At 73.0% G+C, this 22,924-nt stretch carries 13 protein-coding genes and 1 pseudogene; 4 read left to right on the forward strand and 10 right to left on the reverse strand.

Annotated elements, in window-relative coordinates; all coding sequences use genetic code 11:
- Positions 1–27: 27 nt before the first annotated feature.
- Positions 28–720, reverse strand: coding sequence for a response regulator (locus ACSDR0_RS34530; RefSeq protein ID WP_435293123.1), 693 nt, complete (start codon positions 718–720; stop codon positions 28–30).
- Positions 717–2,852, reverse strand: coding sequence for a sensor histidine kinase (locus ACSDR0_RS34535; RefSeq protein WP_435293124.1), 2,136 nt, complete (start codon positions 2,850–2,852; stop codon positions 717–719). Before ACSDR0_RS34535 ends, ACSDR0_RS34530 begins: the two co-directional genes overlap by 4 nt.
- Positions 2,853–3,028: 176 nt before the next feature.
- Between ACSDR0_RS34535 and ACSDR0_RS34540 the strand changes: the two genes are divergently transcribed.
- Positions 3,029–3,625 carry a hypothetical protein gene (locus ACSDR0_RS34540; protein WP_435293125.1) on the forward strand — a complete coding sequence of 199 codons (597 nt, stop codon included), beginning with the start codon at positions 3,029–3,031 and terminating at the stop codon, positions 3,623–3,625.
- 247 nt (positions 3,626–3,872) lie between these two features.
- On the opposite strand, the gene ACSDR0_RS34545 is transcribed toward ACSDR0_RS34540, so the two are convergent.
- The 5 genes from ACSDR0_RS34545 to ACSDR0_RS34565 are packed head-to-tail and all read right to left on the reverse strand — an operon-like array spanning position 3,873 to position 16,164.
- Positions 3,873–4,823, reverse strand: a complete 951-nt coding sequence (locus ACSDR0_RS34545; RefSeq protein WP_435293126.1) for a methionyl-tRNA formyltransferase — start codon at positions 4,821–4,823, stop codon at positions 3,873–3,875.
- A 56-nt stretch (positions 4,824–4,879) separates the two neighbouring features.
- Positions 4,880–6,154 (reverse strand): MFS transporter, encoded by a 1,275-nt coding sequence (locus ACSDR0_RS34550; RefSeq protein WP_435293127.1) that lies wholly within the window; start codon positions 6,152–6,154, stop codon positions 4,880–4,882.
- 34 nt (positions 6,155–6,188) lie between these two features.
- On the reverse strand, positions 6,189–6,386 hold the full coding sequence (locus tag ACSDR0_RS34555) for an MbtH family protein (RefSeq protein ID WP_435293128.1): 198 nt from the start codon (positions 6,384–6,386) through the stop codon (positions 6,189–6,191).
- Entirely contained in the window at positions 6,383–11,167 is a 4,785-nt protein-coding gene (locus ACSDR0_RS34560; protein WP_435293129.1) for an amino acid adenylation domain-containing protein, read from the reverse strand. Before ACSDR0_RS34560 ends, ACSDR0_RS34555 begins: the two co-directional genes overlap by 4 nt.
- Positions 11,164–16,164 carry an amino acid adenylation domain-containing protein gene (locus ACSDR0_RS34565; protein ID WP_435293130.1) on the reverse strand — a complete coding sequence of 1,667 codons (5,001 nt, stop codon included), beginning with the start codon at positions 16,162–16,164 and terminating at the stop codon, positions 11,164–11,166. Before ACSDR0_RS34565 ends, ACSDR0_RS34560 begins: the two co-directional genes overlap by 4 nt.
- A 904-nt stretch (positions 16,165–17,068) precedes the next feature.
- On the opposite strand from ACSDR0_RS34565, the gene argH reads away from it, so the two are divergent.
- From argH to ACSDR0_RS34580, 3 genes and pseudogenes are all read left to right on the forward strand, one after another.
- A complete protein-coding gene (argH, locus tag ACSDR0_RS34570) occupies positions 17,069–18,616 on the forward strand; it encodes an argininosuccinate lyase (RefSeq protein ID WP_435293131.1) in 1,548 nt (515 codons plus the stop codon).
- The gene (locus tag ACSDR0_RS34575) at positions 18,613–19,791 is read left to right on the forward strand and encodes an argininosuccinate synthase (protein ID WP_435293132.1); all 1,179 of its coding nucleotides are present in this window, start codon (positions 18,613–18,615) and stop codon (positions 19,789–19,791) included. Before argH ends, ACSDR0_RS34575 begins: the two co-directional genes overlap by 4 nt.
- Positions 19,792–20,348: 557 nt before the next feature.
- Positions 20,349–20,741 (forward strand): annotated as a pseudogene (locus ACSDR0_RS34580) (histidine kinase); the annotation flags it as partial.
- Between the two features lie 44 nt (positions 20,742–20,785).
- On the opposite strand, the gene ACSDR0_RS34585 reads toward ACSDR0_RS34580, so the two are convergent.
- The 3 genes from ACSDR0_RS34585 to ACSDR0_RS34595 all read right to left on the reverse strand — a co-directional run bounded on the left by ACSDR0_RS34585 (position 20,786) and on the right by ACSDR0_RS34595 (position 22,713).
- Positions 20,786–21,019 (reverse strand): hypothetical protein, encoded by a 234-nt coding sequence (locus ACSDR0_RS34585; protein WP_435293133.1) that lies wholly within the window; start codon positions 21,017–21,019, stop codon positions 20,786–20,788.
- 241 nt (positions 21,020–21,260) lie between these two features.
- On the reverse strand, positions 21,261–21,461 hold the full coding sequence (locus ACSDR0_RS34590) for a ferredoxin (RefSeq protein WP_435293134.1): 201 nt from the start codon (positions 21,459–21,461) through the stop codon (positions 21,261–21,263).
- A 40-nt stretch (positions 21,462–21,501) separates the two neighbouring features.
- On the reverse strand, positions 21,502–22,713 hold the full coding sequence (locus ACSDR0_RS34595) for a cytochrome P450 (protein WP_435293135.1): 1,212 nt from the start codon (positions 22,711–22,713) through the stop codon (positions 21,502–21,504).
- Positions 22,714–22,924: the final 211 nt, after the last annotated feature.

Consider the following 22,924-nt stretch of genomic DNA (forward strand, 5'->3'; position numbering starts at 1 on the left):
AGGGGCGTATATTTCCCGGGGGGCGTCTCAGTGGCCGAGGCCCGCGTCGCGGGCGCGGATGATGGCCTCGGCCCGGTCGGCGACCTGGAGCTTGGCGAAGACGTTGGAGACGTTGTTGCGGACGGTCTTGGGCGACAGGACCAGCCGCTCGGCGATCCTGCCGTTGGACAGGCCCGCCGCGACGAGGCCGAGGATCTCCCGCTCGCGGGCGGTGAGCTGCGGGAACGGTTCCGGCTCCTCGGTGGCGGAGCGGAGGGTGGCCAGGCGGGCGAAGTAGGCGGTGATCCGGTCGGCGAGGGCCGGGCCGAAGATGACCTCGCCGCTGGCCACGGCGGTGACGGCGCGCAGGATCTCCCCCTGGTCGGCGCCCTTCACCAGGTAGCCGCGGGCGCCGGCGAGCATGGCGGCGAACACGCTCTCGTCGTCGTCGTGCATGGTCAGGGCCAGCACGCCGGTGCCGGGATTGGCGGCGACGATCCTGCGGGTCGCCTCGATGCCGTCCAGCTTGGGCATCTGCAGGTCCATCACGACGACGTCGGGCCGCAGCCGCCCGGCGAGGACGACGGCCTCCACCCCGTCGGCGGCGGTGGCGACCACGTCGACGGCTCCGGTGGAGGCGAGCATCATCCGCAGGCCGTCCCGGTAGACGGGGTGATCGTCGGCCAGCACGACGCGGGGAAGCGCGGGATCGCCCGCCGGGCGGGGGTCTTCTGAGGTCATGGGTGCCTTCCCTGGGACGTGCTCGGAGAGGATGTCATCCCTGAGGGGAGACCGTGCGGGATGACGGCGTGGATCCGGGTGCCGCCGCCGGAGCGGGCGGCCACCGCGCAGTGCCCGCCGAGCTCCTCGGCGCGCTCGCGCATGGCGAGCAGGCCCACACCGGCGAGGGCTCCGGCGGGGAGGCCGCGCCCGTCGTCGGTGACCTCGATCTCCACGGCGTTCCCCGTGGCGGTCATCGAGACCGTGCAGGCGGAGGCCCGGGCGTGGCGGGAGACGTTGGCCAGCGCCTCGGCGACGATCCGGTAGGCCGCCACCTCGACCGCCGCGGGCAGCGCCGGAAGATCGCCGGTGGTGCGGACGGTCACCGCCAGCGCGTCGCCGGTGAACCTGGCGGCCTGCCGCTCCACCGCGCCGGCCAGCCCGAACTGGTCCAGGGCCGGGGGGCGCAGGTCGTGCACCAGGCGGCGCACGTCCGCGAGCACCGCCGACAGGTCGCCGCGCACGTCGGCCAGGGCCTCGTCGGCGGCCGGAAGGTCCCGCGCCGCCAGGTTTCTGGCGGCCTCGATCTTGAGGGCGGTGCCGGCGAGCAGCGGGCCGAGGCCGTCGTGCAGGTCCCGGCGGAGCCTGCGGCGTTCCTCGGCGACGCCGGTGACGAGCTGCTCGCGGCTGCGCTGGAGCTCCTCGGTGAGGGCGGTGGCGCGGGCGGCCGCGGCGGCCTGCCGCACGACGTCGGCCAGGAGGCGCTGGTCGGCGTCGGACAGTCGCGCGCCCGCGCGAGGCACCAGGGCCAGCCGCCCGATCTGCGCCTCGCGGTAGGCGAAGGGCAGGACCACGACGTCGTCGCGGGGGAAACCGTGCTCGACGACGAAGGCGTGGCCGCCGGGCCGGTCGAGCTCGACCCTGACATACGGCGAGCGGAACGCCGTGGACAGGACGCGGGCCACCTCGCGCAGCAGCTCGTCCGGGCCGACGGACTCCTCGAGCCGCTCGGCCAGCACGGACACCACGTCGTACGGGTCGCCGCGGCCGGTCAGCGTCTGGTCGACCCAGCGCTGGATGCGCAACCGCAGCGGCGCGTAGAGCACTCCGACGGCCCCGGCCCCGACCACCGCCGCCAGCGGGTCGTCGACCAGCGCGCCGGCGCTCACGAAGACCGCCATGTCCACGGCGACGACGGCGGCGGCGAGCCCGCCGTACAGGATCGTCCGGCCGAGCAGCAGGTCCACGTCGTAGAGGCGGTGGCGCGCGACCGCGATCAGCACGGCGAGCGCGACGACCCCAAGGCACAGCGGCCAGAGCGCCTCCGCGAGGTCCGGGAGGTAGGACTTGACGCCCAGGACGACGACCGTGAGCGCGATGTTGACGACGGCGGCCAGCAGCATCCAGCGGAGCCTCACCCGCAGTTCGGGGTCCGAGCCGCGGAACCTGCCGACGAAGGCCGCCACCGGGATGGCCACGCTGACCAGGATCAGCACCACGATGATCAGGCGGGTGGCCTGCCACGCCGCGTCCGGCAGCGGGAGGACGAGCGGGTCCAGCGCGATCCCGGCCAGGCCGGGGAAGGGCGGGTCGCCCTGGGAGATGATCCGCCACGGGATGGTGAGCAGGATCAGGACCACCAGCCCGACGCTGCACAGGGTCACCGCGGCGGGCAGGCGCCAGCGGGGCGACGGCAGCCTCCCGTCGGGGAAGAACAGCAGCATGAGGGGGACGATCAGGTGCTCCAGGGGGCCGGAGCGGCCGCCCACGAACAGCGCCGCCGCGGTGAGCGGCAGGTCCCCCTCGTGGCGCACGACGGACAGTGAGGCGTAGGCGGCGCAGAACCCGCCGGCACACGCCACCACGCCTCCGGCGAGCAGCAGCCAGGTTATGGGGTGCCGGGGCAGCCGGTGGGCGAGCACGGCGCCCGCCACGGACAGGATCAGCCCGGCCGTCGTCGAGGTCCACGACGACCACGCGATCGGATCGGGTCTCGGGGCGTCACCGAGCGACGTGTCCGCCCACAGGCCGACGGCGGCGGCGAGCGCGCACAGCATGGCCAGCGCGAGGGCGCCGGCCCGGATCGCCCGGTTCGCCGGGACGGCGCCGAGGGCGAGGGGGGCGTGGGGCGCCGGCGGTCGAGGAGAGGCCACACAGGCATGGTCCCACCCGGGGTGTCCCGCGGTCCCGGGCCCCGTGTCCCGCGGCACGGGACCGCGGTCCCCGCCGGAGGCGGGCGGATCCGGGACGCCGGCGGCCGGGCGCTCCCTGGCCGCCCGGGACGGGCCGCGCCGAAGCTGGTGCCCTCTCCGACAAAGGAAGGAACACCATGGAAGACATCCTCCTCTCCCGGGTACGGCTCGCGGGGGTGACGCTGTTCTGCGGGGCCGTCGCCTGGGGCGTGGGCACGATCATCGCCGGCGAGGGCATACAGACGCGCGTCACGCACGTCTCGACGGTCACCGGGATCCTCTATCTGCTGGGCGTCGCGGCGCTCGCCTGGGTGGTCCTGGCGACCGGTGCCGCCGGGGGCCGGGCCATCCCGGTGGCGCAGCTCGTCATGGTGGCCGGGGCGCTGGTGTACAGCTTCGCCGGGTTCGGTTACGAGCGCTACGAGGACATGCCGCTGTGGCTGGCCGTCGTGGACGTGTGCTGGCCGCTGGCCAACCTCTGCACCCTCCTCATGGGCGCTGCGGTGGCCTGGACCGGCCGGTTCCGCGGTCTCCTGCGCTGGTACCCGCTGGTGTGCGGCTGCTGGCTGCTCGTGATGATCCCGGTGAAGAACCTGATCGGGATGGGGGTGGGCGTCTACGTGAGCGCCGCCTGGCTGCTGGGCTCCTACGCCGTACTCGGCCTGGTCCTGGCGCTGCGCCCGGCCGCCGTCCTGCCCGGCGGGGCGGCGGCGCCCGTCGCCTCCGGGGCGTGATCATCCCCTCGCCCGGGCCACCGGCGCGGAAGCGGTGGCCGGTATGGTGTTCACCGCTTGCCCAAAAGTGACCGTCGGGTGAGAGTCGGAGGATGGCTGATCTTGGCGTGAAACGGGTGCGTACCGCGATCCGGCGTGAGGCGCGACGACCCACGGCCCCCACGGTCGCCGAACGAGGCACCCCACGCGTCGCCCCCGCGGAACCCCAGGTCGGCGGCCTGGGGTTCTCGGTCTCACCGATCAATGATCATGGCGACGGGTGGCTGGTGAGATAGCCGCCCATGGTGCGGAAGAAGTCGGTGGCGCGGTGCTCCCTGCCGTCGCCGGTACGGATCCGCTCCACCACCACCCCGTGCTCGGCGCCGCTGCGCGCGCCGGGACCGCAGACGATCGCCACCCCCTCGCCGTCCGGGCGGAACACCCGGCCGGGCGTGCCGCCCAGGCGGAGCTTCGACACCGAGGCGGCCAGGATCCCGATGCGCTCGCCGTTGAAGTAGGCGAACGTGTTGGGGTAGGGGGCCGCCTGAGCCCGGACCAGGTTCACGATGTCCTTCGCCGACCACGTCCAGTAGATCCTGCTGTCCTCGATCGAGCGCTTGTGGAAGAACGTGGCGTCGACCGGGTTCTGCTTGGTCCAGTCCGTCCGGCCGGAGTCGATGAGTTCGATGGCCTCCAGGGCCATCGGCGCGAACAGCTTTATCGTCTTGTGGAACAGGTCGGTGACGGTGTCGTCGTCCTCGACCGGGACCCGGCGCTGCAGCACGATGTCGCCGAGGTCGAAGCTCTCGTTCATGAAGTGGACGGTGACGCCGACCTCGCGCTCACCGTTGATCAGGGCCCAGTTGAGCGGCGCGAAGCCCCCGTAGCGGGGCAGCAGCGCGTCGTGGATGTTGATCGCGCCGTGCTTGGCCAGGCCGTAGATGTGCGGCGCCACCCAGGTGCGCCAGTCGGAGGAGACCAGGAGGTCCGGACCCAGCTCACGCAGCCGTTCCGCCACCTCCTCGTCGTTGGCGTACCGGCGCTCCAGTACGGGGATGCCGTGCTTCGCCGCGAGATCCACCACCGAGTCGTCCCAGATGGTCTCGTAAGCGTGATCGCTCGTTGGGTGGGTGATGACGAGCGGAACCTCGTGCTCGGTCAGCAGGGCCTCCAAGACCCGGTGACCCCACGTTTGGTAGCCCATGAAGACAAGCCGCACGCCCTCTGTCCTTTCCGTTGGTGAAGAGTGGAGTGTGGTGAGGGAGGCTGCCCCGCCTACCCTTTCTCCCCCGGCCCGGTGCGCAGTGTCCTGATCTCCCGGGTGAGCAGGAGCGGCAGGCACACCATGGCCGCCAGCGAGCCGAGGACCCACAGCATCGGCCGGACGCCGAACACGTCGCCGAGCACGCCGCCGAGGGCGGCGCCCAGCGGGAGCGTGCCCCACACCGCGAACCGCATGGACGCGTTCATCCGGCCCTGCAGCTCCGTCGGCGTGATCGCCTGCCGCAGGCTGACCTGGTTGATGTTGTATATCGAGATCGCCGCCAGCATCAGCCCGATCGCGACGGAGACGAGCAGCGCACCGGCGCCCGGGCCCGCCGAGGCGATGAGCAGGATCGGCAGGACCGCCAACATCGCGGCGCCGACCAGCGTCGGCCCCAACCCCAGGGTCCTGACCACCCACCCGTTGACCATCGCGCCGAGCAGGGCGCCCGCGTTGCCCAGGGTCAGGATGAGCCCGAGGGTGCCGGGCGTGAGGCCGAGGTCGTTGAGCGCGAACACGACCAGCAGCGCGGTCAGCGCGCCACCGAGCCCGATCAGGTTCATCAGCCCCGTGCACATGGCGATCGCCCGCAGGATGCGGTTGCCGAAGACGAACCGCAACCCCTCGCCGATCTCCGCGCCCATCTTCCGCCGGGGGGCGTCGGGGGCGGGCCCGGCGGCGGGGCGGCGGGTGATCCCGCTGATCAGCACGGCCGACACCAGGTAACTGACCACGTTGAACAGCAGCACGAGCGGCGCGATCAGCACCTGCAGGAGCAACCCGCCCAGGCTCGGTCCGCCCAGGTAGGCGATCGACCTGGACACCTCCAGCCTGGTGTTGCCCGCGGGAATGTCCTCGGCCTCGACCACCGAGGGCAGGAACGCCTGGTCGGCGATGTCGAAGAACACCGTCTGCAGCCCGACCAGCAGGCCGACGATCAGCATCAGCCCGATGCTCAGCATGTCGAACACGTAGGCGAGCGGCAGGGTCGCGAGGACCACCATCCGCCCGACGTCGGTGAAGATCAGTATGCGGCGCCGGTCCCAGCGGTCGACCCACACGCCGGCGGGCAGCGAGACCAGCAGGAACGGCAGGGTCTCCGCTGCCGCGAGCAGCCCGACCTGGGTCGTGGACGCGTCGAGCACGGTCAGCGCGATCACCGGGATGGCGAAGAAGGTGATCTGCGAACCGATCTGACTGGCCGTCTGGGCCGCCCACAGCAGGGTGAAGTCACGGTGACGCCAGAGACTTCGCCTGCCTGCGGTGGGTGTGGCCTTGCTGTCCATGATGGGGGGTGTCCCTTTCTCCGTCGGTGCCGGCTCAGCCGGCGGCAAGGTGCTCGCGCAGCGAGCGCGGACGCATGTCGGTCCACACCTGCTCGATCCGGTCGAGGCAGGTCTCGCGGTCCCCGACGGTCCCCTCCTCGGTCCAGCCGGGGGGCAGGGCACGTCCGGCGGGCCAGATCGAGTACTGGTCCTCGTCGTTGCGGACGACGTGGTAGTCGGTGGCGTCGGTCATGGACACTCCTCGCGGTGGTTCCTCGTGCCTGTTCGGTGGTGTGGGCGCGTTACGGACAGCAGGTCGGCGACCGGCCGGTCCAGCCCGTCGGCCAGGGCGTCGAGCACGCGCCTGACGTGGTGCAGCAGCTCCACCGCGCGCTCGTCCGGCACCTGCTCGCGGTAGTAGCTCACCTTCAGCAGCAGGGCGGGGTCCGGCCAGACGACCAGTCGCAGCGTCTCGTCGCCGGGGGCGCCGTTGGCGATCGGATTCCAGCCCGCGAGCCGCGACTGCAGCCGCCCGTCGAACGGGAAGTTCTCGACGATGATCTCCGAGTCGTAGAGCCGGTCGGCGTCGTCGATCCCGCACCAGCGCTGGACGTCCAGTGGCGAGACGTACTCGAACCCGGCCGCCTCGGCGTGGTTGTCCTGCAGGCCGCGCAGCCAGTCCCGGCAGCGGGCCGCGTGGTCGACCACGACCCGGCTGGGCAGCCGGTTGTTGAGGCAGCCCACGATGTCCTCCGCGCCGACGACCGCGTCGGCGCGGCCCGAGACGACGGTGCCGAAGACGAGGTCGTCGCCGCCGAGCGCGTGGCCGAGTGCGATCGCGTACGCGCCCTGCACCAGGGTGTGCAGCGTCAGCCCCGCCTCGGCCGCCCGCCGGTTCAGCAGCGCCGTGCGCTCGGCGGGCAGCCAGGCGCGCTGGTCGGCGTGGATCTCGCCTCCGGTGCCGAGGCCGAGCCCGCCGACGCCGGAGCCGGGGCCGAGCCCGGCGGCGACCAGCCCGCGCGGCACCCCGGCGAGCCTGCCGGTCCAGTACGACCGGGCGGCGGCGACGTCACGCTCCTGCCACCAGCGGGCGATCACACCGGGCTCCGGCCGGGCGGCCAGGGTGACCGGCTCGCCGGCGCGGAACCCGTCGTGCAGGTCGAACAGGTCCCGCAGCAGCGCCGGGAACGACCAGCCGTCGAGGTTGAGGTAGAAGTAGTCCCACACCAGATAGGCGGCCCCGGGACCCAGGTCGAACACGGCCAGCCCGACCTGGCCGCGGCGCGGCGGATCGGCCGGGGCGCTCCTGAGCGCCTCCAGGTGCCGGTTGACCGCCAGGACCGCCTCGTCCGTGCCGAGCCCGCCGAGGTCCTCGCGGCGCACGCGGAGCGCGGCGTTGCGGTGCACCACCTGCAGGTCCCTGCCGTCGTGGGTGTGCAGCGAGGTGCGCAGGGCGGGATGGTGCTCGACCAGCGCGTTCCACGCCAGGACCAGCAGGTCCACGTCGACGTCCGTGCCGCTGACGTCGAACGCCTCGTACACCCGGTACATCCCGGGCCGGGGCCGGTGCCGCAGCCGGTTGAGCCCCCAGCGCTGCATCGGCCCGGCCGGCTCGATCCGTTCGGCGTCGAGCAGCCCGGCCAGCAGCGCCGACCGGCTCGCGCCGTCGATGCCGAGATGGGCGGTCTCGGGCAGCCGGAACCCCCGGAGGACCGGCTCGGCCGCGGCCACCGGCGGCTCGCTCTCGCGTGGAGCCCAGGTCGCGCCGAGCGCGCCGGCCAGCTCGCGGACCGTCTGGTGGGCGAACACGTCCCGAGCGGTGAACGGCATGCCCGCGGCCCTGGCCAGGGAGACCACCCGGATGCTGGAGATCGAGTTGCCGCCGACGGCGAAGAAGTTGTCGTCGGCCGAGATGTCCTCGCGGCCGAGCACCTCCCACCAGATGCGCAGGAGCGCCGCCTGCCCGTCGTCCGTCGGCGCGGACCCGCCCTCGGCCGGTCCCCGCTCCCGGACGGGCTCCGGCAGCGCGCTCGGCACGAGCTTGCCGCCCGCCGTGCGCGGCAGCTCGGCCAGCTCGACCAGGTGGGCGGGCACCTGGTAACTCGGTATCCGCTCGACGAGAAAACGCCGCAGGTCGCCGGTGTCGAGCGTGCCGCCGGGCCGGGCGACCACATAGGCGATCACCTCGTGTGAGCCGTCGGTGCGCACCGCGCGCGCGACCACCTCCTCGACGTCGGGATGGGCGGCGACCGCCACCTCGACCTCTCTGAGCTCGACCCGGTGGCCGCGCACCTTGATCTGGCCGTCGACCCGGCCGACGAAGCGCAGCACGCCGTCGGCGTCGACCTTGGCCCGGTCGCCGGTGCGGTACATTCGCGCGCCCGGCTCGTCGCCGAACGGGTCGGGCAGGAACCTCCGCGCCGTCGCGGCGGGCAGGCCGAGATACTCCCGGGCCAGGCACGGGCCCGCGACGTACAGCTCCCCGGCCAGCCCCGGCGCGACCGGCCACATCTCCGCGTCGAGCACGTAGGCGCGCATGCCGCGCATCGGCAGGCCGATGGGCACCACGGGACCGAGCCTGCCGTCGCTCACCGAGCCGGTGTGGGTGATCGAGGTGATCAGGGTCTCGGTCAGGCCGTAGGCGTTCACCACCGGCACGTCGGTGCGTTCGGACCAGCGTTCGAGGTCGGCCACGTAGCCCGCCTCCGCGCCGATCACCACGGTGCGCAGCGTCGGGGGCAGCGGGCGCGGGCGGCGTTCCAGGTCACGCGCCCACTCGGCCCAGTAGGAGCTCGTGAAGTCGGCCAGCGTGCCGCCGCCGTCGGCGAGGACCCGTTCGAGATCCACCGGGGCGATCTTGTTGTCCTCCAGGAGCAGCACCCCGCCGCCGACACACCACACCGGCACCGTCTCCTCGAAGCAGACGTCGAAGGTCAGCGCGGCGAACTGCAGGAACACGTCGTCGGCGGTGATCGCGAGCCGCTCGGCGAAGATGCTCGCGTAGAAGGCGAGGGCGTCGTGGCCGACCGCCACCGGCTTGGGCAGCCCGGTCGATCCCGAGGTGAACAGCACGTAGGCCAGCGAGTCGAGGAGGGTGGCGGGCGCTCCCGCCTCCGCGCCTCCCTTCGCGTCTCCGATCTCCACGCCTCCTGCCTCCGCGTCTCCGGTCTCCGCGCCTCCCGCCTTCGCACCTCCGGTCTCCGCACCTCCGGTCTCCAAGCTTTCGGTCTCCGCGTCGATCCCGTCCAGGTCCAGCCAGGCGAGGTCGGCGTCGAGTTCGAGGTCGAGGCCGAGCCGCCGCGCGACCTCCTTGGCCGCCTCGGCGGACTCGGCCAGCCCGAGGCGCGCGCCGGCCGCCTCCGTCATCGCGCGCAGCCGCTGGTCGGGCAGGGACAGGTCCAGCGGGACGACCGCGGCGCCCGCGTACCAGGTGCCGAGCACCCCGACCGCCCAGCCCACCCCGCGCGGCAGGGCGAGCAGCACGGTGTCCTCCGCTCCCGCTCCCGCGGCGCGGATCCGCGCGGCCAGCCGCCTGGCCCCGCGGTCGAGCTCGCGGTAGGTCACCTCGACGCCCTGGCAGGTCCTGGCCGCGACGGCGTCGGGGCTCAGGGCGGCCCGCTCGGAGATCTGCAGCGCCACCGGCACCCGGGTCGGCAGGACCGGCCCCTTGGCCCCGACCGGCCCGAACAGCAGGCTCCCGCTCCCGCCCGCGTCCAGATCGCGCACCGGCCCCTCGCCCCCGTCGGCCACGAAGGACTCCAGCAGGGCCAGGTAGGCTCCGGCCAGCGCGGCCACCGTGCCCTCGTCGAACAGGTCCGTGCGGTACTCCCAGTCGGCGACGACTCCCCCGGCGGTGACCTCCACCCCGAGGCCGAGCTCGAACTTGGCGTTCGTGCACGGCGTCGCCATCCGCTCGGCGGCGAGACCGGCGCCGAGGTCGGGGGCGATCACGTCGAGCTGGTCGAGGCCGCACAGCACCTGCACGATCGGCGCGTACGCCGTCGAGCGCGGGACCCGCAGCCGGTCCACCAGTTCCTCGAAGCCGACGCCGCCGTGGCGCATCGTCTCGAGCACCCTGGTCCGCACCTGGTCGAGCAGGTCCTGGACGGTGTCGCCGGCGCCGACGCGCAGCCGCAGCGGGACGGTGGTGACGAACATGCCGACGACGTCCGCGTCGTCCATCGACGTCCGTCCCGACGACGGCGAGCCGATCACCAGGTCGCGCTGCCCGGTCAGCCGGGCCAGCAGGACCGCGTACGCGGCGAGCACCACCATGTACGGCGTGACGCGCCACCGCGCGCAGGCGGCGACGAGCCGCCGCCACAGCGGTGGCGGGATCGTCCGGCGCAGCGCGCCGCCCGCGCTGCCGCCGCCCTCCGGCCGCGGCCGGTCGGCCGGCAGGTCGATGACCTCGGGAGCGTCGCGCAGCATGTCCTCCCAGTACCGCAGGGTCTCCTCACGGCCGGGTGGCACGGTCGTGTCCCGGCCGAACCAGGAGGCGGGAACGGGGAGCTCGGCCCCCGTCCCACCGGCGAGCGCGCGGTAGAGCAGGCCGAGGTCGCGGTACAGCACCCGCAGGGACAGGCCGTCGCACACCAGGTGGTGCACCACCAGGACAAGTACGTGCTCGTCGGCGGACAGCCGCAGCAGGGCCGTGCGCAGCAGCGGGCCGCGGGACAGGTCGAACGGCCTGCCCACCTCGTGGGCGAGCCTGGCCCGCGCCATCTCCAGGGCGCTGTGCGGCGAGTGCGAGAAGTCCACCACCGGCATCGCGAGCACGACGGGGCCGGTGTCCTCGAGCGAGGGCCGCTCGCCCGCGACGACATGGCCGCGCAGGACCGGATGCCGGTCGAGCAGGGCCGCCAGCGCCCGGTGCAGCGCGCCGGCGTCGAGCGCGCCGCGCACCCGCAGGGAGGCGTTGATGTGGTACAGCGCCGCCCCGCCGTCCGCCTGGGCCGCGCGCTCCCACTGCTCGCCGAACCAGAGCCCGAGCTGCGCCGGGGTCAGCGGCGCGCGTCCCCGCGCGCCGGTCATGCCGGGACCTCTTCCGCGGGCGGGGTCACGGCGAGACGGCCGACGAGCTCGGCGACCGTCGGGTAGGCGAAGAAGTCGGCGACCGGGAGATCCATGCCGGTCGACGCCTTGATCCGGTGGCGGATCCGCAGCACCGCGAGCGAGTGCCCGCCCAGCAGGAACAGGTTGTCGTGCCGGTCGACCCGGGGCACGTCGAGGATCTCCGCCCAGATGCCGCGCATGGTGCGTTCCAGCTCCGCCTGGGGCGCCCGCTCCTCGCCCGCCTCGTCACCGGGGGCCGGCCCGGTGTCGCGCGGCGGTTCCGGCAGCCGCGCGCGGTCGATCTTCCCCGAGGTGGTCAGCGGGATCTCGTCGAGCACGACGTAGGCGCGCGGCACCAGACCCGGGGGCAGCTTGCTCGCGGCGTGCGCGGCGAGGTCCTTCGCCGGTGGCGGCTCGTCCGTCGCGGGCCGCACGTAGGCGACCAGGGTCTGCGCGGGAGCCTCGCCGCGCACCACGACGTAGGCCGCCGCGACGGCCGGGTGCGTGCCGAGCACCTGCTCGATCTCGCCGAGCTCGACGCGCAGGCCACGGATCTTGACCTGCTGGTCGCGCCTGCCGAGGTATTCGAGCCTGCCGTCCAGCGCCCACCGCGCGCGGTCGCCGGTGAGGTAGAGCCGGCCGCCGGGCCGCCGGCCGTACGGGTCGGGGACGAAGCGTTCGGCGGTGAGGCGGGCGCGGCCGAGGTAGCCGTCGCAGACGCCGTCGCCGCCGATGGCGAGCTCGCCCTCGACGCCGCGCGGCAGCAGGCGCCCGCCGGGGTCCACGACGTGGACCTCGACGCCGGGGCCGGGCGCGCCGAGCGGCCAGGGCCGGTCGGGGTCGGCGGTCACCGGGCCGCCGGTGACGAACACCGTCGTCTCGGTCGGGCCGTACAGGTTGCGCACCATCGGCACGCCCGCCTCCTCCACCAGCCGTACGAGCGGCGCGGTGCCGGCCTCGCCGCCGAAGTTCACCGAGCGCACGCCCGCCGGGATCGCGCCCTCGCGCAGCAGCTCGGCGAGCATGCTGCCGACGACGTTGACCTGCGCGGGAACCAGGTGCTCCGGCAGCGACGGCAGCGCGAACAGGTCCTCGACGAGCACGACCGTCCCGCCGGCCGCCAGCGTCGGCAGGATCTCGTGCACCGAGACGTCGAACGTCAGCGCGGTGGCGGCGAGCGTGCGCTCCAGCAGCCCGTCCGGGGTCTCCGCGAACGTCCAGCGCACGAAGTGGTCGAGGTTGGCGTGCGTCACCCGGCAGCCCTTGGGCAGGCCCGTGCTTCCCGAGGTGTACATGACCCACGCGGTCGAGGCGGGGTGCGCGGGCCGGAACGCGGGGCCCGCCGCGGGTTCCAGCTCGGTGACGTCGAGCGGTTCCCAGTCTCCCGGGGGCAGCAGGCCCGCCGTACTCGCGTCGACGAGGACGTGGCGCGCGCCGGAGTCGGCGAGCATGTACGCGATGCGGTCGGCCGGGTGGGCGGGGTCGAGCGGCAGGTAACCGCGGCCGGAGAGCAGCGTGCCCAGCAGCGAGGCCAGCGCCTGCGGCGTGCGGCGCAGCAGGACGCCGACCGGCGCGCCGCCACCGGCGCCGGACTCGTCGAGCGTCCGGGCGACCGACCGGGCCCACCCGGCGACCTCCGCGTAGCTGAGCGTCCCGGCCGTCGTGCTGATCGCGGGCGCGTCCGGGGTGCGCGCGACCGCGGCGGCGAACAGGTCGGCGAAGGCCGTCGCGGGCGCGGTCGGCCGGCCCGCGCCCAGGGCGAGCAGCCGGGCCCGGCTCCCCGGGCCGACCAGGTCCACCTCGCCGAGGCGCGCGCCGGGGTTCTCGGCCATCGCGGCGAGCAGGTGCAGGTAGCACTCCGCCACCTCGGCGATGAACTCCCTGGCGAACAGGTCGCTGTTGTACTCCCACAGCAGGGTGACCCGGCCGTCGAGGCGGCCGTCGGCGCCGGGCTCCGCCTCGGCTCTGGGGATGACGACCACGTTGAGGTCGACCTTCGCCGAGCCGTTGTCGCGCTCGTAGACCGTCGCCGAGCAGCCGGGCAGCTCCAGGTCGGGCATCCTGGCGTCGTTGGCGCTGAACATGATCTGGAAGTAGGGGTTGGCCGCCGGGTCGCGGTCGGGGTTGAGCGCGCGCACCAGTTCCAGGAAGGGGAACTCCTGGTTGGCCGTGGCCGCGCGCACGGTCCCGGTGGCGCGGCGCAGCAGTTCCTCGAAGGTGGGGTCGCCGCCCGCGTCGCAGCGCAGCACGACCGCGTTGACGAACATGCCGATGACGTCCTCGGTCTCGGCGAGCTGGCGGTTGCCGAACGCCGAGCCGACCGCGAGGTCGTCCTGGCCGGTGTAGCGCCACAGCGTGGCGTAGAAGCCCGCGAGCATGGCGCTGAACAGCGTGGTGTGGTGGGTCCTGGCGAGCTCGCGGAGCGCGGCGACGGTCCGCGCCGACACCTCCAGGCGCACCATGCCGCCTTCGAAGCCCTGCGGCCTCGACCGGGCCTTCGTGGTGGGCAGCGACACCGCCGGCGGGCTGCCGGCCAGTGTCGCGGCCCAGTGTTCCCTCTGGCGTCGCATACCCTCGCCGGCCAGCGCCCGCTCCTGCCAGCGCGCGTAGTCGGCGTAGTGGAACTCGATCTCGGGCAGCCCGGCCGGCTCCCCGGTGACCTCGGCGGTGTAGGCGGCGCGCAGCTCCCGCATCAGCAGGCCGAAGGACCAGCCGTCGTGGACGAAGTGGTGCTCCACCAGGATGATCTCGTGGGTGGCCGGGCCGAGCCGTACCACCGTCCACCGCACCAGCGGCAGCTCGCCGAGGTCGAACGGCGTGGTCATGTCGCGGACGACCAGCTCCTCCACCCTGGCCCGGTGCTCGGCCTCCGGCACGCCGGACAGGTCGACGAGGTCGACCGGCATCGGGCCTTCCGCGTGCACGCGCTGGAACGGCACGCCGTCGTCGTCGTGGAAGGTGGTCCGGAAGATCGGCTGGCGGGCGGTGATGACGCCGACCGCGCGCCGCAGCGCGTCGAGGTCGAGGTCTCCCGCCACGCGCATCGTCGTCTGCGCGTGGTAGGCGATGTTGCCGGGGGCGAGCCGGTCGAGGAACCAGACCTGTTGCTGCTGGGCGGTGAGCGGCACGCGGTCGTCGTCGCCGCCGCGCTCCATCCGGGGCAGGGCGCCGTCCGCGCCGGGGCCGCGCCGGTCGACGAGCGCGGCCAGCGCGGCGACCGTCGGGTGTGCCATCAGGTCGCCGACGGTGATCTCGGCCGACCAGCGGGCGCGGATCCCGTTGGTGATCTGCACGGCGGCGAGGGAGTGGCCGCCGAGGTCGAAGAACGAGTCGTCGGCGCCGATCCGGTCGACGCGCAGCGTCCGGCTCCACAGCCCGGTCAGCGCGATCTCGGTGTCGGTGGCCGGCGCGCGGAAGGGCACGTCGTCGGAGCGGCGCCACAGCTGGGACTTGGGCAGCGCGTCAGCGTCGATCTTGCCGCTGGGCAGCAGCGGGAGCGCGTCGACGACGACGTAGCGGCTGGGAATGTGGCCGGCGGGCAGGGACCGCGCCAGGTGCTCGCGGAGCCCGCCCGCGGTGGGCACGCGGTGGGAGTCGACCGGCACGACGTAGGCGATCAGCCGGGTGTCGCCGTCGTCGCCGGTCTCGGCGCGCGCGTGGGCCGCGGCGACCTCGGGGTGGGAGCACAGGTGCCGGACGACCTCCTGCGGGTGCACCCGCTGGCCCCGGATCTTCACCAGGTCGTCGGCCCGGCCGAGGATCCGCAGCACGCCGCGGGCGTCGAGGACTCCGCGGTCGCCGGTGCGGTACAGGCGCGCTCCCGCGCGGCCCGACCAGGGATCGGGGATGAACCTGTCGGCGGTGAGCCGGGGGTCGCCGCGGTAGCCGAGCGCCACCCCCGGCCCGCCGATGTGGACCTCGCCGGGCCGGCCGGCCGGGACCCGCTCCAGGTTCTCGTCGAGCAGGAGGACCTCGGTGCCCCGGATGGCCGTGCCGACGGGCAGGGTCGCTCCGCCGGTGCCCGCGTCGGCGTCGGCGCCGGTGAGCGGGTGCGTCGTCGAGGTCACCGTCGTCTCGGTGAGACCGTACGCGTTGATCGTCTCGACCTGGCCGAACCTGCGCCAGGTGGCCAGCGTCGCGGCGCGGCCCATGTCGCTGCCGATGACGAGCAGGCGCAGCGAGGGGGGTACGGTGCCGCCGCCCTGGTCGAGGTCGCGGACCCACTGCTCCCAGTAGGGGGTGGGGAGGTTGGCGACGGTGACCCGCTCTCGGGCGAGGAGACCGGTGAGCTGCTCCGTGGTCATCGCCGAGGTCGGCGCGAGCACGAGCGTGGCCCCGGCCAGCAGGGTCGGGAGGATCTCCTCGAGCGCCACGTCGAAGCTGATGGTGGCGAACTGGAGGACCCGGTCCTCGCCGCTCAGCGCGTACGCCGCCCGGACGGCCTCCGCGTGCGCGCCGAGCGCGCGGTGCGGGACCTCGACGGCCTTCTGCGTGCCGGTGGTGCCCGAGGTGAACAGCACGTAGGCGAGTTGCTCGCCGTGCGGCGGGTGCCCCGCGAACGGGACGGTACCGGGTTCGGGGAGCGTCCGGATCCCGGCCCGCTCGGCGACGGCGGCACCCGCCGCGTCGGTGAGGCACAGGTCGGCGGCGGCGAGCATGCGCGTCCTGCGGTCGAGCGGCAGTTGCGGATCGACAGGCAGGAAGGCGGCCCCAGACAGCAGGACGCCGACCAGCGCGGCGATCAGCTCCTCGCCCCTGGGCAACATGATCGCGACCACCGTCTGCGCGCCGGTGGGACCGGCCGGGTCACCGACGCGCGACGCGACGCGCCGCGCCCTTTCCTCCAGCTGCCGATAGGTCAGTTCCGATGTGCCCGCCCGTACGGCGACCCGCTCGCCGCCCGTCCTCAACGACTCGGCGAGTGCGTCGCACAGAGGGTAGGAGAAAACATCGGCGTCGTAGGGCTTGGTGTCCACACAGCCTCCTGATCGTCAACCGCGCTCAAGCGACGCCGGGTCTTGTGAGGAACGGCACGCAGGGCTCACCGCATGAGCCGTGCGCGGCGTCGAACCGCCTCACCGGGCATCGGCGAACCGCCGCCCGAACGTTTGGATGTCCCTTGGCAGATTTCGGCGGCCCCACTCGCCGAAACAAGGCATGAAACCCCTGATTGGATCGGACCCTTATCGCCCGGGTTATGGTCCGATCGCGACGCGGATAACGTCCGGGCTACATATGCATTTACCCGCGCACTCTCATTTCCCGAGCCATAGCAGAGCACAGCGGGTTGTCGGTGAACAAGCCCGTAAGACCTTTTCGTTATTCTCGCTATGTGTTGAAAATATGGGCCTTGTCGCCCGTTCGAAATTGCTGTATCAATTCCGCCCGACCCGCGGTCCGCCACCAGCCCGCAGCCGACGCGGGCCGGGCGCCGCGGGCCGCCGAACCGGCGCGCGGCACCGTCTTCCCAGGTAGAGGCACTTGGATACGGGATTCAGGCGGGGGTGGGGGCCGTCCGGCCGGAGCGGGGACATCGCGAGAGGCCGCGTTCCCGGGGCGCGGACATGCCTGGAATGATCACGCCGTCGCGGCCGGCCCGGCCGCCGGGCGCCACACCCGGGCCGGCACACGAGTGGCGCCCCCTCACAACCCCCACAAAAAAGTAGTGATCTTCCATTGACTCGGATAGATCGCCTGGTGCATTATTCAGGCGTCGTCGGACCGGTTTGTCGGTGATTGTTCCCCGGCGCCGTGATTCTTATATCCGCCGTGCCGTCCGCCGGGAATGCATAACGCGGTGTCAGCCAGGCCCTCCAGAGCGGATAACGCTGGTCAGGCTGCCGTCTGGTAATCGGGATTTCACGATCAAAGGAACAGGCCTTGACTGACAAGTTATGGGGCGGCCGTTTCGACGAGGACATCACCCAGGACGTTCTCGACTACACGCTCACCGTGGACGTCGACGAGCGTCTCGTCTTCGCGGACCTGTGGCAGGACATCGCGCACGTGCTGATGCTGGGCGCCCGGGGGATCGTCACCGGCGAGGTGACGCGGGCGCTGCTCGGCTCGCTGCTGCGGCTGTGGGACCAGAGCGAGCGCGGGGAGCTGCGGCTGCGCCCCGAGCTCGAGGACGTCCACTTCAACATCGAGCAGAAGGTCATCGAGGATCTGGGGCGTGAGATCGGCGGCCACCTGCAGACCGCGCGGTCACGCAACGACCAGGTGTCCACGGACACCCGCATGTACCTGCGGCGGGTCCAGCTCGACGCGGTCGCGGCGAACCTGGAGCTGATCGGCGAGCTGATCGGCTTCCCCGAGGAGGATCTGCTCGCGATCCTGCCCGGCTACACCCACAGCCAGGCCGCCCAGCCGATCTCCGTCGCCTTCTGGAAGACCGCGCACGCGAGCATGCTCCTGCGTGACGTGCGCCGGCTGCGCGGCGTGTTCGACCGGACGGACGAGTCGCCCCTGGGCGCCTGCGCGCTGGCCGGCACGTCCTTCGCGCTCGACCGCGAGCTCACCGCCCGGCTGCTCGGGTTCCGCGGCGTGCTCAGCCACGCCCTGGACGCCACCAGCGCCCGCGACTATCTCATCGAGAGCGCCTCGGCCTTCGCGATCGGCGGCAACAACCTGTCCCGCATGGCCGAGGAGATCGTCATGTGGAGCGGGCACGAGTACAGCCTGGTCGAGGTCTCCGACGCCTACGCCACCGGCAGCTCGATCATGCCCCAGAAGAAGAACCCGGTCGTCGCCGAGCTGGCCAGGGGGCGCACCGGGCGGACGGTGGGCACCCTCGTCCAGCTCCTCACCATGGCCAAGGGGGTGACCCTCGGCTACAGCTGCGACCTCCAGGAGGACAAGCCGTATCTGTGGCACGCCATCGACACCTATCTCTCGACCCTTCGCATCGTGGCCGGGCAGACCCGGGGGCTGCGCTTCGACAGCGGCCGGGGCGAGGAGCTGTGCTGGGACAACTTCTCCACGGCCACGGAGCTGGCCAACCACCTGGTCGCCGACTCGGGGCTCGCGTTCCGCGAGGCGCACCACGTCAGCGGCGCGCTCGTCTCGGCCCTCATCAAGCGGGGCTCGACGCTTCGTGACACGGCCGCCGGCGCGGAGATCCTCGCCGGCCTCGGCCATCCCGTGGCCGAACCCGTGCTCGCCCGCATCTTCGCGCCCGCCACCGCGGTGGCCGGCTACACCAGCCCCGGCGGCACCTCGCCGCAGAGCGTCACGGCCGTGCGCGCCGAGCTGCGCGCGGCCGTGACCGCCCACGCCGCCTGGCTCGACGGGACACGGCGAAGACTCCGCAGCGCGTACGAGGCCGCCTTCGGCGCGGCCCGCGACGTCGCCGGCGGAGCCGACGTCGGCAAGGCCCTCGGCCGTATCGCCCCCGATCTGCCCACGCTCAACGGAGAGCTGTCATGAAGATCGTTCTGGCCTACTCCGGCGGCCTCGACACGTCCGTGGCCCTGCACTGGCTCAAGCGGCGCCACGACGCCGAGATCATCGCGTTCTGCGCGGACATCGGCCAGCTGGAGTCGCTGGAGACCGTGCGGGAGCGGGCGCTGCGCACCGGCGCCTCGAAGGTCTACATGGAGCCGCTCACCGACAGGTACCTGAGGGATTTCGCGCTACCCGCCCTGCAGGCGCACGCGCGTTACGAGAACAAGTACCTGCTGGCCGCGCCGCTGTCGCGGCCGCTGATCGCCCAGCGCATGGTCGAGATCGCCCACGCCGAGGGCGCGGACGCCGTGGCGCACGGCGCCACCGGCAAGGGCAACGACCAGGTGCGGTTCTTCACCGGCGTGACCGCCCTCGACCCGGGGCTGCGGGTGCTCGCGCCGGTCATCGACTGGGAGCTGACCGCCCGCGAGGCGGAGATCGCCTACGCGCGGGAACACGGCATCGAGGTGTCGGTCAGCAAGGAGAACCCCTACAGCATCGACACCAACATCTGGGGCACCAGCATCGAGTGCGGCGAGCTCGACGACATCGACCGGCCGCCGCCCGGCCACGCCTGGCAGCTGACCACCGACCCCAAGGCCGCCCCCGACCTGGCCGAGCTCGTCACGGTGGGCTTCGAGGCCGGGATCCCCGTCTCCCTCGACGGCGACAAACTGGAACTCGCCGACCTGGTGGCCCGCCTGACGGCGATCGCCGCCCGCCACGGCGTGGGGCGGGTCGACATCGTCGAGAGCCGCATCGTGGGTTTCAAGACCCGCGGCATCTACGAGGCGCCGGCGGCGACCGTGCTGATGGCCGCGCACGAGGAACTGGAGGCGATCGTCCTCGACCGCGAGACGCTGCACCACAAGCAGGGCCTCGCGCAGCGCTACGCCGAACTCGCCTACTACGGTTACTGGTTCTCCGACCTGCGCCGCGCCCTGGACGGTTTCGTCTCCACGTTGCAGCCGCAGGTGACGGGCGAGGTGACCGTCGAGCTCTACAAGGGGACCTGCTCCATCGTCAGCCGCCGCTCACCGAACTCCCGCTACAGCGACTCGCTGGCCACCTACGAGGCGGGAGACACCTTCGACCACGGGGCGGGCGCGGGTTTCGCCTACGTGTGGTCGCTGCCGCTCAGGGGCTCCTCGCGCTGACCGCGTGTCTCCCCTCCCCGCGAGGAATCCCCCGGGCACCCGGCCGGCGGGGTGCCCGAGGGCGCTCCCCCGCGGCCTACCGCCGCACCTTCCACGAGGTCACGCGGCACGAGGACCGGATTTATCCCCATATAGGGGAGAGAGAAAACTAGCGGGAGACCGCTGGGGCACCCGGTAGCATTGCGCTCCGACGACGCAGTCCTCCACTCGTCACAGGGGAGCATGTTGTGGCAGGACGCCTCGGCTCCGTGCCGGCGCGGGGAAACGACTCCGGGGGCGGGGCGGCGGGGCTCGCCCCCCGGCTGGCGCTCCTCGTCGTCACGGTGGTGTTCGCCGGCTTCGTCGTGAACGCCTTCCAGTACGTGGTGGCCACGAGCGCGACGTTCGGCCACGTCGCGCCGGCCGCGTTCTGCCTGGCCGTGATGATGGCCCTGCAGCTGGGGTTCTTCAGCAACCCGCGCGCGGACGTGCGCGGCCGGTGGGGCCGCGCGGCGTTGCTCGCGCAGGCGGCCGTGACGCTGGCGCCCCTCGCGTTCTACGGCGATGGCTGGACCGGCATGCCGGGCTTCCTGGCCGGTGACGCGCTGCTCGTCCTGCGCCCGCTCGCGGGCTGGCCGGTGTTCGGCGTGATCGCGCTGGTCACCGGGCTCGTCCAGTACCGGTTCACCGGCGTGCCGCCGGAGGCCGTCTACGTCACGAACCTGACCGCGGTGATCGGTCTCGTCGTCTACGGCCTGTCCCGGCTGCGGTCGCTGGTGAAGGAGCTGGACGAGGCCCGCTCCGAGCTCGCGGGCCTGGCCGTGGCCCGCGAGCGCCTGCGCTTCGCGCGCGACCTGCACGACCTGCTCGGCTTCTCACTGTCGGCCATCACGCTGAAGACCGAACTGGCGCACCGCCTGATCCCCCTGCGGCCCGGACAGGCCCTCGGGGAACTGGCCGAGATCCTCGGCATCTCCCGCCGGGCCCTGTCCGACGTGCGCGCCGTGGCCTCCTCCTACCGCGAGCGGTCACTCGACCAGGAGATCGCGTCCGCGCGGGCCATGCTCACCGCGGTGAACATCAACGTGACCCTGCGGCTGGAGCCCTGCGAACTGACGCCGGACGTGCGGGCCACGCTCGCCACGGTGTTGCGCGAGGGGGTCGCCGACCTGCTGCGGCACAGCAGGGCGGAGAACTGCGAGATCACGCTGGCCTGCCGGGACGACCGGCTCACGATGAGGATGGTCAACGACGGAATCGTGCCCGCCGGTGATCCGGCCGGCGCCCAGGCGGTGACCTCGGCGGGCGAGGGGGGCGGCTCGGGGATCCGCGACCTGACCGCCCGGGTGTCCCGGATGGGGGGGGACGTTGCGGGCCGGCACCACGGCGGACGACACGTACAGGCTGCAGGCGGAGATCCCGCTGACGCGCGCCTGACCTCCTTCACGGGCGGAGGGCGGCCCTCGCACCGCCCTCCGCGCGCCCGGCGCTCACGCCTGCTCGCTCAGCCCGATGGCGGCGGTGGGGCAGACGGCGACGGCCTCGCGGACCAGGGTGTGCTGGTCCGCGCCCGGCTCGGGGTCGAGCAGGACGACGATGCCGTCGTCGTCACGCTGGTCGAACACCTCCGGCGCGATCAGCACGCACTGACCGGCACCGCAGCATTTGGTCTCGTCCACGGTGACCTTCATACCGGGTTCCTCTCTGTCGGCCGGGTGTGGCGGTGCCGGGTCACCAGCGGACCGGGACCGTGCGCAGGCCGCCGACGGCCAGCCCTTCCACGCGCTCCAGTTTCTCCACCGGGACGGCCAGCTCCAGGGTCGGGAGCCTGCGCAGCAGCACTTCGAGCACGACCTGCAACTCGGTGCGGGCCAGCGCCTGGCCCAGGCAGGAGTGGGCGCCCACGCCGAAGGCCAGGTGCGGGTTCGGGCTGCGGCCCAGGTCCATCTCGCCGGCGGCCTCGAAGGCGTTCTCGTCGCGGTTGGCCGCGGCCATGCTGCACACCACGGTGGTGCCGCGGGGCAGGGTCGTGTCGCTGACCTCGGTCTCCTCGCGCAGGTAGCGCGGCAGGCCGAAGCCGGAGTTGGCGTCGAGCCGCAGGGTCTCCTCCACCGCCGTGCGGATCAGCGACGGGTCGGCGAGCAGCCGCTCCCACCGGCCACGGTCGGCCAGCAGCATGGAGACCATCTTGCCGATCATGTTGGCGGTGGTCTCGTGCCCGGCGACCAGCAGGGCCATGCCGGTGACCAGGATCTGGATGTCGGACAGCCCGCCGTCCTCCGGACCGCCGACCGCGATCAGCTCGCTCAGCAGGTCCTCGCCCCGCTCGGCGCGCTTGGCGGTGACATGGTCGGACATGTACTGAAAGAACTCGCCCTGAGCGGCATCGATCTCGGCCTTGCTGTAACGGGTGAGGTTGAGCAGGGCGTCGGACCAGTACGAGAAGCGGTCCCGGTCCTGTGCCGGCACGCCGAGCATGTCGCAGATGACGTAGACCGGTAGCGGGAAGCCGAGGCTCGCCTTGAGATCACCGGGCTGGCCGCGCTCGACCATGTCGTCGATGAGCCGCTCGGCGATCTGGGTCATCGTGGGCCGCAGAGCGGCCATCCGCTTGGCGGTGAACCACTTGCCGACCAGGCGCCGCCAGTGCTGGTGCTCGTCGCCCCCGTCGGGGATGATCTGCGCCATCTCGCTGCTGAACACCCCGCCCCCCTCCGCCGACAGCCGCGCCGCGTCGGGGGCGTTGAGCTGGCGGGTGAAGCGCGGGTCGGCGAGCACCCGCTTGACGTCCTCGTAGCGGGTCAGCAGCGTCGCCCGGTCACCGCCGGGCAGCCTCACGTGCGCCACCGGGCACTCTCCGCGCAGCTCGGCCCACTCCGCGGGCGGCTCCAGCGCCGTGTCGCTGGGGATCGGGTAGCGCAGGACCTGCTCGTCGACACTCATGCGTATCTCCTTGCGAATGGATGGGTCGGTCAGGCCGTGCCGCTCCTCGCCGCCGCCGGGCGGGCGCGGAGGGCCGCCAGGTGTCGCGCTCCCCCCCATCGCCCACGGCGAGCCCGCATATGACGCGGTCCTTTCGGTCGTCCTGCACCGTCAAACTACCCTACATGTGTCGGGAAACCTGCAGGTGTAGTTTTACGGTAAAGTGAAAGGC

It is taken from the genome of Streptosporangium sp. G11, from assembly GCF_051192615.1.
Classification (GTDB): Bacteria; Actinomycetota; Actinomycetes; order Streptosporangiales; family Streptosporangiaceae; genus Streptosporangium.

Coding starts and splice junctions, on each gene's coding strand:
- ACSDR0_RS34590 (WP_435293134.1), bottom strand. CDS start 21,461: ATGAAGGTCACCGTGGACGAGACCAAATGCTGCGGTGCCGGTCAGTGC.
- ACSDR0_RS34530 (WP_435293123.1), bottom strand. CDS start 720: ATGACCTCAGAAGACCCCCGCCCGGCGGGCGATCCCGCGCTTCCCCGC.
- ACSDR0_RS34550 (WP_435293127.1), bottom strand. CDS start 6,154: ATGGACAGCAAGGCCACACCCACCGCAGGCAGGCGAAGTCTCTGGCGT.
- ACSDR0_RS34575 (WP_435293132.1), top strand. CDS start 18,613: ATGAAGATCGTTCTGGCCTACTCCGGCGGCCTCGACACGTCCGTGGCC.
- ACSDR0_RS34540 (WP_435293125.1), top strand. CDS start 3,029: ATGGAAGACATCCTCCTCTCCCGGGTACGGCTCGCGGGGGTGACGCTG.
- ACSDR0_RS34595 (WP_435293135.1), bottom strand. CDS start 22,713: ATGAGTGTCGACGAGCAGGTCCTGCGCTACCCGATCCCCAGCGACACG.
- ACSDR0_RS34560 (WP_435293129.1), bottom strand. CDS start 11,167: ATGACCGGCGCGCGGGGACGCGCGCCGCTGACCCCGGCGCAGCTCGGG.
- ACSDR0_RS34555 (WP_435293128.1), bottom strand. CDS start 6,386: ATGACCGACGCCACCGACTACCACGTCGTCCGCAACGACGAGGACCAG.